This is a genomic window from Candidatus Krumholzibacteriota bacterium (assembly GCA_016931295.1).
In the GTDB taxonomy this organism is placed as follows: domain Bacteria; phylum Krumholzibacteriota; class Krumholzibacteriia; order Krumholzibacteriales; family Krumholzibacteriaceae; genus JAFGEZ01.
Genome location: JAFGEZ010000034.1, coordinates 22885 through 37361, shown reverse-complemented (window position 1 = coordinate 37361; position 14477 = coordinate 22885). Strand labels below are relative to the sequence as shown.

The 14477-nt window shown below is 63.7% G+C and carries 14 protein-coding genes; all 14 read right to left on the bottom strand.

The genetic code is table 11. The features are described from left to right. Positions 1-6: 6 nt before the first annotated feature. Complete coding sequence (locus JW876_08670; protein MBN1885581.1) at positions 7-3021, bottom strand: hypothetical protein; 3015 nt, start codon at positions 3019-3021, stop codon at positions 7-9. Between the two features lie 88 nt (positions 3022-3109). After that, complete coding sequence (hflC, locus tag JW876_08665) at positions 3110-4060, bottom strand: protease modulator HflC (protein ID MBN1885580.1); 951 nt, start codon at positions 4058-4060, stop codon at positions 3110-3112. After that, positions 4060-5034 carry an FtsH protease activity modulator HflK gene (hflK, locus tag JW876_08660; protein ID MBN1885579.1) on the bottom strand — a complete coding sequence of 325 codons (975 nt, stop codon included), beginning with the start codon at positions 5032-5034 and terminating at the stop codon, positions 4060-4062. Before hflK ends, hflC begins: the two co-directional genes overlap by 1 nt. Positions 5035-5181: 147 nt before the next feature. Beyond that, positions 5182-6294: a hydrogenase formation protein HypD gene (hypD, locus tag JW876_08655; GenBank protein MBN1885578.1), complete on the bottom strand. Its 1113-nt coding sequence runs from the start codon at positions 6292-6294 to the stop codon at positions 5182-5184. Continuing rightward, complete coding sequence (locus JW876_08650) at positions 6291-6554, bottom strand: HypC/HybG/HupF family hydrogenase formation chaperone (protein ID MBN1885577.1); 264 nt, start codon at positions 6552-6554, stop codon at positions 6291-6293. Before JW876_08650 ends, hypD begins: the two co-directional genes overlap by 4 nt. Next, on the bottom strand, positions 6554-7216 hold the full coding sequence (gene hypB, locus JW876_08645) for a hydrogenase nickel incorporation protein HypB (GenBank protein MBN1885576.1): 663 nt from the start codon (positions 7214-7216) through the stop codon (positions 6554-6556). Before hypB ends, JW876_08650 begins: the two co-directional genes overlap by 1 nt. A gap of 16 nt (positions 7217-7232) precedes the next feature. Continuing rightward, on the bottom strand, positions 7233-7595 hold the full coding sequence (gene hypA, locus JW876_08640; GenBank protein MBN1885575.1) for a hydrogenase maturation nickel metallochaperone HypA: 363 nt from the start codon (positions 7593-7595) through the stop codon (positions 7233-7235). After that, positions 7588-8094, bottom strand: coding sequence for a hydrogenase maturation protease (locus tag JW876_08635; GenBank protein ID MBN1885574.1), 507 nt, complete (start codon positions 8092-8094; stop codon positions 7588-7590). The genes hypA and JW876_08635 overlap by 8 nt, the downstream gene beginning before the upstream one ends. 25 nt (positions 8095-8119) lie before the next feature. Further along, a complete protein-coding gene (locus JW876_08630) occupies positions 8120-9580 on the bottom strand; it encodes a Ni/Fe hydrogenase subunit alpha (protein MBN1885573.1) in 1461 nt (486 codons plus the stop codon). Continuing rightward, the gene (locus tag JW876_08625; protein MBN1885572.1) at positions 9577-10530 is read right to left on the bottom strand and encodes an oxidoreductase; all 954 of its coding nucleotides are present in this window, start codon (positions 10528-10530) and stop codon (positions 9577-9579) included. The genes JW876_08630 and JW876_08625 overlap by 4 nt, the downstream gene beginning before the upstream one ends. Next, positions 10527-11018 (bottom strand): hydrogenase iron-sulfur subunit, encoded by a 492-nt coding sequence (locus tag JW876_08620; protein ID MBN1885571.1) that lies wholly within the window; start codon positions 11016-11018, stop codon positions 10527-10529. Before JW876_08620 ends, JW876_08625 begins: the two co-directional genes overlap by 4 nt. 13 nt (positions 11019-11031) lie before the next feature. Then, entirely contained in the window at positions 11032-13011 is a 1980-nt protein-coding gene (locus tag JW876_08615) for a CoB--CoM heterodisulfide reductase iron-sulfur subunit A family protein (protein ID MBN1885570.1), read from the bottom strand. A 1-nt stretch (position 13012) separates the two neighbouring features. Then, a complete protein-coding gene (locus JW876_08610) occupies positions 13013-13888 on the bottom strand; it encodes a CoB--CoM heterodisulfide reductase iron-sulfur subunit B family protein (protein ID MBN1885569.1) in 876 nt (291 codons plus the stop codon). Then, on the bottom strand, positions 13889-14464 hold the full coding sequence (locus tag JW876_08605) for a 4Fe-4S dicluster domain-containing protein (protein MBN1885568.1): 576 nt from the start codon (positions 14462-14464) through the stop codon (positions 13889-13891). Positions 14465-14477: the final 13 nt, after the last annotated feature.

The following is a 14477-nucleotide window of genomic DNA, read 5'->3' as shown; positions in this document are numbered from 1 at the left end:
GTACCGTCAGAAACCGAACAGCACGCTCCCGTAGAATTTCCATTGCTTTCCCTCGTAGAAGGCGAGTTCCGAGTTGAACGGGTCGGCGTACGTCACGTCGTCGAGGCCGTATGCCGCCTCGAAGGACGCGGCGAACGGATAGCTGTAGAAGGTGAATCCTTTCAGCCGCAGGTCGAACCCGATATCCCGCTTCGCCTCGTCCCACGAGGGGTCCCCGACATCCCATGCCTGCCCCGCCTCGGCGAAGACGCCGCCGTACAGCGAGCTGAAGTGCATGACCGCGAACCGGCGGTCGATGCCACGCAGGATGGGAAAGCGATAGAGAACCCGCCCCATCGCCATGTTCTTGCCTCCGAGAGAGTAGTAGGTGTATCCCCGCAGGCCGTCACGGCTCCCGAGATAGAAATCGAAGAAATCGTCGACATCGGGATTGTCGATGTGCCCGCCGCGAACGAGGACGGAAAGCGCGTGCCGCCAGAACGGCAGCGGCACGTATTCCTCCCAGGCGAGTTCGAACCGGTTGAAGTCGTTTTCGTCGTAGATCGGCTGGAACACGTACTCGAATTCCCCCGACGAGAGCTTGTCACGGGCGACGGCCGCTTCAAGGTGAAACCGTCTGCCGGCGCGGGGATTGATGTCCGCGTCGATTTCCCTGCGGATCGACACCCAGTCGAACATCGCCGAGTACTCGTTCGCCTTGTAGTAGTTCCAGCCGACCTCCTGATCGAAGACCTCCCATGCCTCTATATTCAGACCGTACTCGCCGTGGTTGTAGACGAGGGAGACGTCCTTCCGGCTGTATGCCTCCGGCTTCTTCAGTTCGAACCGGCAGGTGAAGAAGGCGTCCCAGAGATCGTAGCGTGTTCTGAACTCGATCTGTCTCCCCTGCTCGAGGGCGGAGAACTCGTAGTATTTCCTGCTCCTGAACACCTCGAGAAGAAAGGTGGGCTTGAACTGGCGGATCTCGATCCCGGCGTAGGCATCGAACTCCCAGTCCGCGTTCATCGAACCCGTGGCGAAGACGGACTGCCTGTCGATGATATCCCTCGCGTCGAACGTGAGCCCTATCCGCGGCGAGCCGTCGTATACCATGATCGAGGGAAAGAGATACAGCGGCGAATAGCCCAGGTTGAAGGATCGTTTCTCGTCGACCTGGGCTCGCACCGCCCGTTCGAGCGAGTCGCGCGCCGCCTCGCCGAGACATCCCGACGGCGCGGCGATACATCGCCGCCGCCGCTCGACCAGGAACGCATCGTCCTCGCCCGGTTCGACGGCGACCGAACCGGAACGCCATCCGTCGAGCCGCCTGATCTCGAACCCGTCGTCGCCGTACGCGGTGAAGAGAAGGTCGTCGCCGACGATCCGCGGCGCGAACGCTCCCCCGATCGTATTCGTGATCCTGGTCAGACGGCCGTCCAAGCCGCGGTGATAGATGTTGAAGATGCCCGTCCGGTCGCTCGAGAAGAGGAATCCGCCTTCGCCGTCCGCGACCGGATCCCGTTCGTCCGCCATTCCCGCCGCGAGCGGCCGTTCCGTCCCGTCCGAGGGATCGACGAGGACGACATCCCTGCTCGCGCCGTCGAAGCGCGAGGCGAGTATCCCCCCCGCGCCCCATGACAGGCCGAAATACTGCCTCCCGGGAACGAGAGGCGTCACGATGCGTTCCGTGCCGTCCGCCGCGGCGACGATGGCGATCCGCTGCGATCCGCCCTGATCGACGACGCATGCGATCCCCGTGCCGTCGGGCGAAAAAGCCGGGTCGGTGGCGCGCAGTGAACGCGTCAAGCGCCGGGTCTTTCCGCTCCGCGTGTCGTAAACGAACAGGTCGTAGAATCGATAGCCGCGGTCGTTGTCGCGCGTCCGCCGAGCGAAACAGATCGCGGCGCCGTCAGGCGACACGTCGAATCTCGTGGACGCATCACCGGCGACCTCCTCTATCCCGCCGTCCGGAGAGAGCGCGACGAGATCGGTGCCGGCGTAGTCTCGCCCGCCGTTCGAGAGGAAGAATATCCTTTCTGAACGCGGATCGGGCACCGGAAACAGGTTCATGAAGCCCGGGTTGGCGATCGTGCGGCCCTCGCGTGCCGCCGTCTCGATTCGTTTCGCAGTCGCCCCGTATTCCACCTCCATCCGCGCACGCCACCGCGCGTAGAGTTCGCCTTCCCCCATGCCGAGCACTTCACGGCAGGCGCCGTCGAATCCCGCGCGGAAGGGCCGGGAGAGCGCTCCGATCAGTTCGGGGATCCGCTCCCGCCCGTACTCGGTCGAGATGAACCGCACGAGCGAGAAGCCCTGGTTGTAGAGCATCTCCGCATCGAGGCTTCCCTTGCCGAAAACGGACATCTCGTCGAGCGTCAGAAGGCGATGGTTGAGGACCGCTGTCCGGAGAAGCATGTCCCGATGCGAATCCCAGATGTCGTTGCGAGCGACATCGCACTGGTACTGGGCGACTCCCTCGGCGAACCAGTTGGGAACGACCTCGCCGGGCACGGGCAACGAACCCTGGAAATTCGGATAGCCGGTGATGACGTCCGGGCGCTTCTCCCGTTCGAAGGAAATGGCCTGCAGAAAGAAGGAGGGAATCCGCCGTGGATATTTCATCGACCGCTGGAGGGACACCATGTGGGTGAACTCGTGCGTGATGACGTTCCGCAACCAGTCCGCCGTGCCGCGGAAGTGGAATTCGCGTTCCGTCGGGTTGATGTCGATCCGGTTCAGGTAATAGAAGGCCGCGCCCTCGAGAAGATCCGCCCTGTCGGAGATGTTGATGTGGACCCTGTCATCCAGCTCGAATGCGTAGTAGCAGGTGAGTGCGCGGTAGACCTCCTCGGCGATGACCGCGGCCCGGCCCGCGCTCCACTCGAGCCCCTCGTGGTAATGAACGGAAAAATGCTCGGTATCGATGGTCAGCCAGTCGATCTCCGACTGGTTCCAGGCACGTGCGTTCCCGCCCGGCACGCTCACCGCCGCGACGAGCGCCGCGACGAGACAGAACCTCATGACGCGATCGATCGTCGTCACGCCATCCCCCTTTCGATCCCGCCGCTCCGTGCCGCGCGGGGATGTGGTGCATCGCCGGGTGGCGGCGCGCCACCCGGCGATAGAGCGGTTACCGCCTCCCGGTCGTCTTGAGATAGCGGTAGATGTCGCTGTCGGTCGTGAGGATCGCTCGCGAGTTCTCGCCGATCGTCGTGCGGTAGATCTCGAGCGTCTTGAGCAGGGAGTAGAACTCGGGATCCTGCTTGTAGGCGTCGGCGTATATCCTCGTCGCTTTCGCGTCCGCCTCTCCGCGGATCTCCTGGCTCTTCCGGTACGCCTCGGACTGGATGCGGTTGAGTTCGCGCTCCTTCATCCCGACGATCTCGGCCCGCTTGCCCTCTCCCTCGGAGCGGTATTTCGAGGCGATCCGCTGCCGCTCGGAGTTCATGCGCTCGTAGACCTTCTTGCGCACGTCCTCGATGTAGTTGAGTCCCTTGATCTGGACGTCGAGAAGCTCGATGCCGTACTGGGGCACGAGTTCCGACGCGCGCGCGATCACCTCTTTCGTGATCTCCTCGCGTCCGACCTCGATCCGTTCGAGGGATGCGGTCCCCCCCTCGTCGATCTCCGTCTCCTCGATTTCCGTGTCGAGGATGCGGTTGGAGTTCCGGACCACTTCGATCAGAAGGTAGCGGGATACGACGTCCCGCGCGGCCGAATCGACGATATCGTCGAGGCGCCCCATCGCTCCGCGTATGTTGCCGACCGACTGGTAGAAGATCAGCGGATCGACGATCCGCCAGCGCGCCGTCGTATCGAGGTATATGTACTTCTTGTCGGAGGTGGGGATCTGGTCGGCCGAACCGTCCCAGATCAGGATCCGCTTCTCGAAACGGTGCAGCGTCTGGACGAAGGGCACTTTCACGTGCAGCCCCGCCTTGACGATGGCGCCGCCGATCGGCTTGCCGAACTGGGTGACGATCGCCTGCTCCGATTCGCTCAGCGTGTAGAAGGTGTTCGACAGCACGGCGATGACGATGATCAGGAGCGCGAGAAACCCGAAGAAACGTCCTGCGTTCATCACTGACCACCTCCCTTCGGGCGACCGTCGAGTTCGAGAAGCGGCAGGATCGACTTCTGCTTCTCGTCGACGATGTATATCTCCTTGATCTTCGGCAGCACCTCGCCCATCGCCTCGAGATAGAGCCGCCGGCGCGTCACGTCGGGGGCCGTCCGGTACTCCCGGTAGACCTGGTTGAAGAGGGCGACGTCGCCCATCGCGCGGTTGACCCGGCGGAGAGCGTAGCCCTCCGCCTCGGCGATCATCTGCTCCGCTTCGCCCTTCGCCCGCGGGATGCGCTTGTTGTAGTCCTCCCAGGCCTCGTTTATCATCTTCTCCTTGTCCTGTTTCGCGCGGTTGACCTCGTTGAAGGCCGTCTTCACCTGCTCGGGAGGATTGACGTCCTGGAGCTTCACCGTGACGATCTGCAATCCAGAGTCGAAGTTGTCGAGGAGCTGCTGCAGGCCGATCTCGACCTCCTTCGCGACCTCGACGCGGCCGACGGTGAGAACCTCCGAGACGGTCCTGTCTCCGACGATGCGCCGCATCACGGCCTGCGACATCGCCCGGAGCGTTTCGACCGGATCCTTCATCTTGAAGAGGAACTTGTACGGGTCCTTCACCTTGTACTGGACGATCCACTCGACCTCGGCGACGTTGAGGTCACCGGTGAGCATGAGCGACTCCTCGAGAAACTTCTTCGGGCTGTACGTCGTGCGCACGTCGGCCCGAATCGTCCGGAACCCGAATTCGCTCTTGAAGACCTTCTTGACCTTGACCTTCCGCACCGTCTCGATTCCGAATGGAACCTTCATGTGCAGACCCGGCTCGGTCTGCCTGACGTACTTGCCGAATCGCTGGATCACGCCGACCTCGTCGGCCCCGATCGAGTAGAACGCCGACGTGACGAGGACGATCGCGACGACGACGAGGACGATCCTCTGGACCGCCCGCCCGGTGAACGACACCGGACGCTTGCCGAAATACACCTGCATGGGTTCCTTCCTTTCCCGGATCCCCCCGAGGCGGGACGGTCGGCCGTCGCCGGTCGTCCCTGCTTCCGGAGAATCATACCGGGCTCGAACACCGGATATTCGAAGCGTCCCAACGGTTTTTCAGGTTACGGTACGCCGATTGCACGGTCAACGTTTTTCGGGTCCTCTTCGCGCCCGCCGGTACTCGAACCTGGCCCGGCAGGTTCCCTCGCTCGATACCATGCAGGGACCGGCCGGCCGCCGGATCGTGCACGCCGTGCCGAACAGGCCGCATTCCTCCGGCTCGGCGTCTCCGAGAATGACGCGGTGGCACAGGCATCCCGGAGGAACGTCGACGGCATGAGCGGGACGAACGAGACCCAACCGCCGGACGGCGTCGAACCGCTCGAATCCAGGACCCGGCCGGAGTCCCGATCGCGGGATGACGCCGATCCCCCGCCAGGACGCGTCATCCTCGGTGAAGACGCGCGAGATCGTCTCCTTCGCACGGGCGTTGCCATCCTCGCTCACGACGCGGCTGTAGAGGTTCGTCACGCGGAACGGGGGCCCCGCCTCGATCGCTCGAACGAGATCGAGGACGGCGAGCAGCACGTCCGTCGACTCGAAGCCGGCGACGGTCCCCGGAACGCCGTATTCCTCGAGAAAACGGTACCCCGCGCGTCCGAGCACGGTGGAGACATGGCCTGGAAGGAGGAATCCCTCGACCGGCCCCGTTCCCCGCTCGAGCAGGAACCGCATCACGGGGGGCACGAGCCGAAGCGATGGAATGATCGAGAAGTTGTTTGGAGGATCGGCGAGCAGCGAAGCGGCGATCGGTCCGGCGGTCGTCTCGAAACCGACCGCCATGAATACGACCTCCCGTTCGGGATGCTCGCGCGCGAGGTCGACCGCGTCGAGCGGCGAGTAGACGACCCGGACGTCCCTGCCCGCCGCCCGCATCTCCTCGAGGGAACCGTCGGTGGCCGGAACGCGAAACATGTCGCCGAAGGTCGTTACGATCACGCCGTCCAGTCGCGCGGCGGCGACGGCGAGATCGATGTCCCCCGCCGGGCAGACGCAGACAGGGCACCCCGGCCCCGCCACGAGGCGGAGTCTGTCCGGCAGAAACGACCTGATCCCCTCGCGTGCGATCGTGTGCTCGTGCGTTCCGCAGACGTGCATGATCGTCACGGGACGGGACAAGACCACCCCGGAGAGCGTACGTGCGATCGACGCCGCCGTCCGGGGATCGCGGAATCGTTCGAGGAAATCGTCCGTCATGGCCGTTCAATCGATCCGCTTTCGGGATCGATCGCGCCCCGCCTGCCGGCCTCGTGGACCTGCCTGATGAGATCGAGGGTCTCGAGCGCTTCCTTCTCGTCGACCCGTTCGATCGCGTACCCCGTGTGCACGAGCACGTAGTCGCCGACGCGAAGCCCGTCGACGAGATCGAGCCGGACGTTCTTGCGCACGCCTCCCGATTCGACGACGGCCTCGGGCCCCTCCGCCTCGACGATCCGCATGGGAATGCCGAGGCACATCACGCGCCTCCGTTCGTCTTGCGAAACCGGTCGAGCCACCAAAGCCAGTTTTCGAACCCCTCGCCCGTGCGGCAGGAGAGCTCGATGATCTCGATATCCGGATTGAGTTCCCGCGCCTCGCCCGACGCCCGCGCGACATCGAAATCGACGTGCGGCAGCAGATCGATCTTGTTGAGTACGAGGAGTCTCGACTGCATGAACATCAGGGGGTATTTCCGCGGCTTGTCGTCGCCCTCCGTGACGCTGAGCAGCATCACCCGCCCGTCGACGCCGAGATCGAATTCCGCCGGGCAGACGAGATTCCCGACGTTCTCGACGAGGATCAGGTCGAGCAGATCGAGATCGATCCGGTGAAGCGCCGAGTGCACCATCGCGGCGTCGAGATGGCAGACCTCTCCCGTCGTGATCTGGTGCACGGCCACGCCCGTCTCGGCGATGCGCTCCGCGTCGCGGCTCGTCTGGAGATCACCCTCGATGACGGCGACCCGCGCCGTCTCGCCGATATGGGGGAGCGTGCGAACGAGAAGCGAGGTCTTCCCCGCTCCGGGCGCGCTCATGATGTTGAGGGAAACGACGCCGTGCGACCGGAGCATCTCCCGGTTCTCCGCGGCGATCCGGCGGTTGTGTTCCCGCATGTCCTCGCCGACGTTCACCTGGTGCATTGTCCTCCCCCGTTCCTCACGAGGTGCGCTCGCCGTTCTCCTCGTCCATGAGGATGTAATCGACTTCCATCTCCCTGCCACTGCGGATATCCATCCGCCCCCCGCACGCGGGACAGGCGAGGACGACCTCGCCCGGAGCGAATTCCTTTCCGCAGTCACGGCAGCGCGTCCTGAGGGGGATCCGTTCGCACTCGATCCGGCCGCCCTCGGCCGGCGTGCCGCGGGAGAGGACGTCGAAGGCGAAAGAGAGCGCGTCGACGCTCACGCCGGCGAGTTCCCCGATCCTGCAGTGCACGACCTTGACCGTTCCGCCCCCCTCGCGGCGGACGGCCTCCTCCACCGAGGAAAGCATGTTCCGGGCGAGGGAGACCTCATGCACGTCCGTTCTTCCTTTCGGAGAGCGATATCGAGACGCGCCCGTTTCCACGCCCCGTCACGAGGCCGGCCACCTCGTCCGCGAGCGCCGGAAGGACCCGTTCGACTTCCGGCAGGCACCCCTCGCAGAGGGTGTACGGATCCCGCGCCTGCACGGCGAATATAACGACCTCGCTCGGCATGTGAAACCGCAATCGGCGCCCGAGTTCGAGAGAGGTGAAGAGATCGACGTCGTGAACCGACGCGAGGCGGGGCGTGATCCGGATGTCCTCTTCCGTGAGGCGGAAGACCGTGCCGGGTTCCTCCCCCTCGAGCATGATCGTGTCGACGATGATCGCGCGGTCGTATCCGCGCAGCATCTCGACGATATCGAGTCCCATCGTCTCGGATTCGCGCACCTCGGCCGCTCCCTCGAGACGCGTCTCCAGCGCGCGCGCGACGAACACGCCTGCCCCGTCGTCACTGAGCAGGGTGTTCCCCATACCGACGACGATCGTATTCACCAACATCTCCCTCGCGATCGACCCGCTACCGCGAAACCGAATTGAGCAGTTCTCCCTCCTCGTTCCGTATCTCGACCACGAGGGGCATCTGTCCTGGAAGACTGTGCGTGGCGCAGCTGAAACAGGGATCGAACAGCCGGAAAGCCATCTCGACCATGTTGAGCAGCCCGTCGGTGACCTCGCCGCCCTTCCCGATGAACTTCTGCGCCGCCTTCTTCACGGCCATCGAGATCGGGGCGTTGTTGTTCGTCGTCCCGACGATCAGGTTGGCCTCGGTGACGATGCCGTTCTCGTCGGTCTTGAAATGGTGCGTGAGCGTCCCGCGAGGCGCCTCGATGATCCCGACCCCCTCGTTCGGCGTCGTCGACGGGATGACGCGGACGTTCGGATCGATGATCTCGTCGTCCTCGACGAGCTCGATCAGGCGTTCCGCGGCGTAGAGGAGCTCGATCAGACGCGCCCAGTGGTGCACCATGAGCTTGTGCGACGGCTTCCCGCCGAGCGTGTCGAACATCTTCTGGAATTCCTCGTTCGCGCGCGGCGTGGCCATGCCATCCGCGGCGTTGAGGCGCGCCAGCGGCGCGGCCTGGTAGATGCTCGTCCCCTGTCCCTCCTGGAAACCGTGCCACCCGCGCGCCTTGAGGTACGGGTACTTCAGGTAGGAGTACGGCTCGACATGCTCCGCGATATGATCCAGGTACTCCGGCTCGGTGTACGTGAGGATCTCCTCGCCCATCGTGTCCACCACGCGGACGCGGCCATCGTAGAAGGTCACGTGGTTGTTCTGGTCGACGAGCCCCATGTAGTTCGTCACCAGCTCGTATCCGTCGCCGAGAACGAGGTCCATGTACGCCTCGTTCTTCAAAACGACGTCCGCGAAGATCTTGAGCCCGAGTTCCCCGAATAGGAGCTGGTCCTGCGCCATCGGCCGCAGCTTCTCGCGTTCCTCGGGGGTGAGGGCTTTCGCCACGCCGCCGGGGATGTTCCACACGGGGTGCGTCGCGCGCCCTCCGACGATGATCTGGATGTCCTGCGAGATCGCCCGTTGCCGGATGACCTCCCTGCCCGTCTCCAGCCCGACCTTCTCGATCAGGCCGAGCACGTTCCGCTTCGCCTTCGGCGCGTCCGGGCCGACGACGAAGTCGGGGGCGCCGAGGGCGTAGAAATGCGCCGCGTGGCTGTGGATGAAGTGCGCCATGTAATAGAGTTCGCGCAGCTTCTTCGCCGGAGACGGGATCGTGACGTTGTATACGTTGTCGACGGCCTTACCCGAGGCCATATGATGTGCGGCCGGTCAAACCCCGCAGATCCGAGGCATCACCCTCGGGATCTCCTCGACGGGGAGACCCTCGACGAACTTCTCGAATCCCCGCAGCTCGGGGATCTGTAGATATGCGTTCTTCACCGAACCGTCGTCGTCGATGAAGATCGCGATCTTGCCGTGGCCCTCCAGTCGGGTGATGGGGTCGATCTGGATGCGCTTCATGTGTTTTTCCTCCTCAGTATGGATGCCGCCATGCTGAAACGATGAAAGGTCCTCAACGGATCGACCATCATGTCGACGATCTCGTCGATCTCCTTCAATTCCTTCGGCTCGAGCACCGAAGCCAGCGCGCTGAGCATCTTCATGCCCATGTCGGGCACCTCGTCGAGCGGGCCGTAGCATCCGCGGCACGGCACGCCGGACTTGATGCATCGCGCGCCGCAGCCTTCGCGGGTGACCGGCCCGAGACAGACGAGCCCCTGCTCGAGCAGGCATCGCTCCGGATCCGGGATCATCATGTGCGTTCGCTTGATCGCCGGGATCATCTTCTCTTCCTTGACGCGCGGGCATTCGTCGCAGAGCGTCTTCGTGCCCGCTCCGATGATCGATCCCTTCGGGGGCAGAGCGCCCTCCCATACGGCCGTCAGGGCATTGACGATCTGCTGGGGCACGGGCGGGCAACCGGGCAGGTAATAATCGACATCGACCACCTGGTCGAGCGTCTTCACCGTGTTGTAGAAACGCGGCAGTTCGAGCTTCTCGTCACCGTTCGCCCAATGCTCGACGGGGAGCGTCCCCTCGTCATTCGTCGTCGAGGGGGAATCGATATACACGCGTTTGAGGATGTCGTCGCGCGTGTAGAAATTCGCCAGGCCCGGGATGCCGCCGATGTGCGCGCAGGCGCCCACGGCGACCATGACCTTCCCCTTCCGGCGAAGCAGCCTGGCGATCTCCTCGTTTTCCGAGTTGCGGATCGCGCCGTTGTACAGGACGATGTCGAGAAAGTCGTCATCGAGCGCCTTGACATCCTCGTACTTGAAATCCATCGCGCACGGCCAGAGGAAGAACTCCATGTGGTCCGCGATGTCGAGGAGCTTCTCGTGCGTATCGAGCACGGCCACGTCGCAGCCGCCGCAGGCGGCCCCCCAGTAGATGCCGGTTTTCAGCTTCATGCGCCCTCTCCCGTATTCTCCGCGCCCTCCCCCTCGTGCTCGACGACGTCGTCCTTCATGCTCTCGAAGACGGCATCCTTGATGCGCAGGGGACCGAGTGACCTGATCTGCTCGGTGAATTCATCGACGATCCGTCCGAATTTCTCCCCCTCGGACGCCGCGACCCACTCGAGACGGATGCGCTCCGGATCGATGCCGTATTCGGGGAGAATCCGCCTGAGAAGACGGTACCGCCGGAGAGCCTTGTAGTTTCCCTCCTGGTAGTGGCAGTCGCCGGGATGACACCCCGCGATGAGCACGCCGTCGGCCCCTTCGAAGAGGGCCTTGATGATGAATGTCGGCTCGATCCTGCCGCTGCACATCACGCGGACCGAGCGGATGTTCGGCGCGTACTTGACGCGCGCGGTCCCGGCCAGGTCTGCCCCGGTGTACGAACACCAGTTGCAGAGAAAACCGACGATCCTGGGTTCGAAGCTGTTCTCGCTCACACTCGCCCTTCCGTCATGAAACGGACAGGATCCCCTCGATCTCCGCGAGGATCTGCCGGTTCGAGAAGTGTTTCGCCGTGATCGCGTTGCTCGGGCACGCGGCGACGCAGGTCCCGCATCCCTTGCAGAGCGCCTCGTTGATCCTCGATACGCCCTTTTCGTCGTCGTACTCGATGGCGAGATACGGACAGAGGTTGTTGCAGATGCGGCACCCCGAACACCGCTCCTCGTCGATCTCCGCCGTCGCCGACTCGATCTCGATCTTCTCCCTCGTGATCATCGACAAAACGGCCGCCGAGACGGCCGATGCCTGCGCCACCGTGTCGGGGATGTCCTTCGCGCCCTGGCTCGTCCCGCAGACGAAGACGCCGTCGGTGGCCGTGGCGACCGGGCCGAGCTTCGGATGCTTCTCGATGATGAAACCGTCCCTGCCGATGCTCACGCTGCACATCTTCGCGACGGCTGGCAGCGTGTCATGAGCCTCGAGGGCGGTGCAGAGCACGACCATGTCGACGGGCACGCGCCGGACGAGTCCGAGCAGCGTGTCCTCGACCGAGACGATCAGCTTTCCCTCCTCGGCCGAGCGCTCGGGCACTTCGGTGACCTCGGCGACCTTGCCGCGGATGAAGCGCACGTCCTCGCCGAGCAGGCGATCGTAGAACTCCTCGTAGCCCTTGCCGAAGCAACGCATGTCGATGTAGAAATCGTAGACCTCGGCGTTGGTCTTTTCCTTGATCAGGTGGGCATATTTCAGCGCGTACATGCAGCACACGCGCGAACAGTACTCGTGATAGTGGCGGTCGCGGCTCCCCACGCAGTGGACGATCCCTATCGACTTCGGCTCCGAGCCGTCGGCCATGAGTATCCTGCCGCCCGTCGATCCGGACGCGCAGTTCAGCACCTCGAATTCGAGGGCGGTGAGCACGTTCGGAACGGAACCGTATCCGTACCGCTTGATGATGGTGGGGTCGAAGACCTGGTGTCCCGTGGCGATCACGATGTTGCCGACCTCGTACTCGACGATCTCGTCCTTCATGTCGTAGTCGATCGCACCGCGCTCGCATTGCTCCTTGCAGATCCCGCACTTGCCCTTCGTGAAATGGATGCAGGTCTCGGTGTCTATGACGGGGACGGGAGGAACGGCCTGCATGAAGGGCATGTAGATCGAGGTCGTCGGACCGAGCGAGAGCTTCTCGTGGACGCTGCCCTTGCGCGGAACGCGCGTGCCGGGGCATTTCTCCCAGCAGGTCCCGCATCCGTTGCAGAGTTGGGGATCGACGTACCTGGCCTTCTTCCGCACCTTCACGGTGAAGTTGCCCACGAAGCCCTTGACCTCCTCGACCTCCGCCCAGGTGAGCAGATCGATGTTCGCGTGCTGCCCCACGGAGACCATGCGCGGCGTGAGGATGCACGCCGAGCAGTCGAGTGTCGGAAAGGTCTTGTCGAACTGAGCCATGTGGCCGCCGATCGAGGGCTCCTTCTCCACGAGGACGACCGGCTTGCCTGCGTCGGCGAGATCGAGCGCCGTCTGGATGCCGGCGATGCCTCCGCCGATGACGAGCGTCCGGGGGTTGATCGAGACCTCGCGCTTCTCGAGCGGCTCGAGGAACCGGGCGCGGTGCACGGCGGCCGAGATGAGATCCCTCGCCTTCTCCGTGGACAATCCCCCGTCGAGATGCACCCACGAGCACTGCTCGCGGATGTTCGCCATCGTGAAGAGATAGGGATTGAGCCCGGAGCGCTCGCAGACCTTTCGGAACGTGTTCTCGTGCATGAGGGGCGAACAGGAGGCGACGACGACGCGGTCGATCGTGCCCGCCTCGAGATCCTTCTGGATCAACGCCTGGCCCGGATCCGAACACATGAACTTGTACTCGCGGACGAGCCGGACGCCGGCGAGGCCCTTCGTGTGTTCGACGAGCGTCCCGATGTCGACCTTTCCGGCGATATTCGTCCCGCAATGGCAGATATAGACACCGATTCGTTCTGACATCTCACGCTCCCTCGAAGATGCGCTTCACGTTCCCGGTCGGCTTCACGGCGAGGCGTTGCAGGCCGAGCCTCTTCGCGTCGATGCCGAGCGCCAGCCCGACGATCTGTGTGAAATAGATGACCGGCAGGCGGAATTTCGTCTTGAAGAGCCTGTTGACCTTGCCCTGGTAGACGTCCAGGTTCATCTGGCACAGGGGGCACGTCGTGACGATGCAGTTCGCGCCCGAACGCTCGGCCTCCTCGAGGAGCTCGCGGCAGAGTTTCAGCGCGAGTTTCTCCTCCGTACCCATCAGGGACGCGCCGCAGCACTTCGTCTTCATCCGGAAGGGCGAGCACTCCGCGCCGCACGCCTCGATCAGGCGATCCATCGACTGCGGATCGTCGGGGTCATCGAATCCCTCCTCGGGGCGGACGATCTGGCACCCGTAGTAGGGAGCCACTTTGAGACCCTCGAGCGGGCGCACGGCCCGCCCGGCGATCGTCTCGGCGCCGACGTCGTTGACGAAGACGTCGAGGAGATGCCGCACGCGGATGTTGCCGCTGTAGCTCAACCCCCCCGCCTCGAGCGCCTGGCCGATCTTCTTGCGGAGGTCCGGGTAATCCGCGAAATAGTGGTTCGTCTTGTTGAGCACGAGGTAACACGCGCTGCAGGGCGTGACCACGTCGCGGTGGAAGGGCTCGGCGAGCGCGAGGTTCCGCGCCGAGATCGCGAAGCTCATCAGCTCCCTGACCGACATGTAGGCGGTCGCGCCGCAGCAGTTCCAGTCGTCGAGCGTCTCGAGATCGATCCCGAGCGCCGGCGCCGTCGCGTCGATCGACTCCTGGTAGTGCTTCGCCGTCGCGTGGACTGAACAACCGGGATAGTACGTGTACTTCATCTAGATCTCCCCCAGCTCGTCGACCCGTTTCAGTATCTTCCGGAGTTGATCGATATTCTTCATCCGGTTGGGCATCAGGGGAAGGCGCCCGTTCGAGAAGAGCGCCCATCCCTGGTAGACGAAGTGGAAGGCCCCGAAGAGCTCCGCTTCGAGGATGTATCTCGTCATGAGCTCCGTCTCGTGGTTCCGACCGTACTTGTCGACCATCCTGACGAAATTCCGCGACAGTGCAACGGCCTTCCTGCCGCGCGTCCGTCCCTCTTTCACGGCGAGCCGCTTCAGCGCGTACATGACGTCGGTGATCTTGATCTCCTTGGGGCACCTGACGGCGCAGGTGTAACAGGAGGAGCAGAGCCAGATCGTGTTCGAATCGAGCACCTCGTCGCGGAACCCGGCCCGGATGAGCGAGAAGATCTTCCGGGGCGCGTGATCCATCACCGAGCCCATCGGGCAGGAACCGCTGCAGGTGCCGCACTGGATGCATTTCTTGATCTGCTGGCCGCCGGGAAGCGCATAGATCTCGTCGAGGAAATCGTGATCGAGGCTGGATTCGTAAACCGTTTCGTTTTCAATCATAAGGTCGCCACCC

Bases quoted from the DNA above. Each gene is read 5' to 3' on its own strand.
- JW876_08625 (MBN1885572.1), bottom strand. From the start codon at position 10,530: ATGAAGCTGAAAACCGGCATCTACTGGGGGGCCGCCTGCGGCGGCTGC.
- hypB (MBN1885576.1), bottom strand. From the start codon at position 7,216: ATGCACCAGGTGAACGTCGGCGAGGACATGCGGGAACACAACCGCCGG.
- hypD (MBN1885578.1), bottom strand. From the start codon at position 6,294: ATGACGGACGATTTCCTCGAACGATTCCGCGATCCCCGGACGGCGGCG.
- hflC (MBN1885580.1), bottom strand. From the start codon at position 4,060: ATGAACGCAGGACGTTTCTTCGGGTTTCTCGCGCTCCTGATCATCGTC.
- JW876_08610 (MBN1885569.1), bottom strand. From the start codon at position 13,888: ATGAAGTACACGTACTATCCCGGTTGTTCAGTCCACGCGACGGCGAAG.
- JW876_08615 (MBN1885570.1), bottom strand. From the start codon at position 13,011: ATGTCAGAACGAATCGGTGTCTATATCTGCCATTGCGGGACGAATATC.
- hflK (MBN1885579.1), bottom strand. From the start codon at position 5,034: ATGCAGGTGTATTTCGGCAAGCGTCCGGTGTCGTTCACCGGGCGGGCG.
- JW876_08650 (MBN1885577.1), bottom strand. From the start codon at position 6,554: ATGTGCCTCGGCATTCCCATGCGGATCGTCGAGGCGGAGGGGCCCGAG.
- JW876_08605 (MBN1885568.1), bottom strand. From the start codon at position 14,464: ATGATTGAAAACGAAACGGTTTACGAATCCAGCCTCGATCACGATTTC.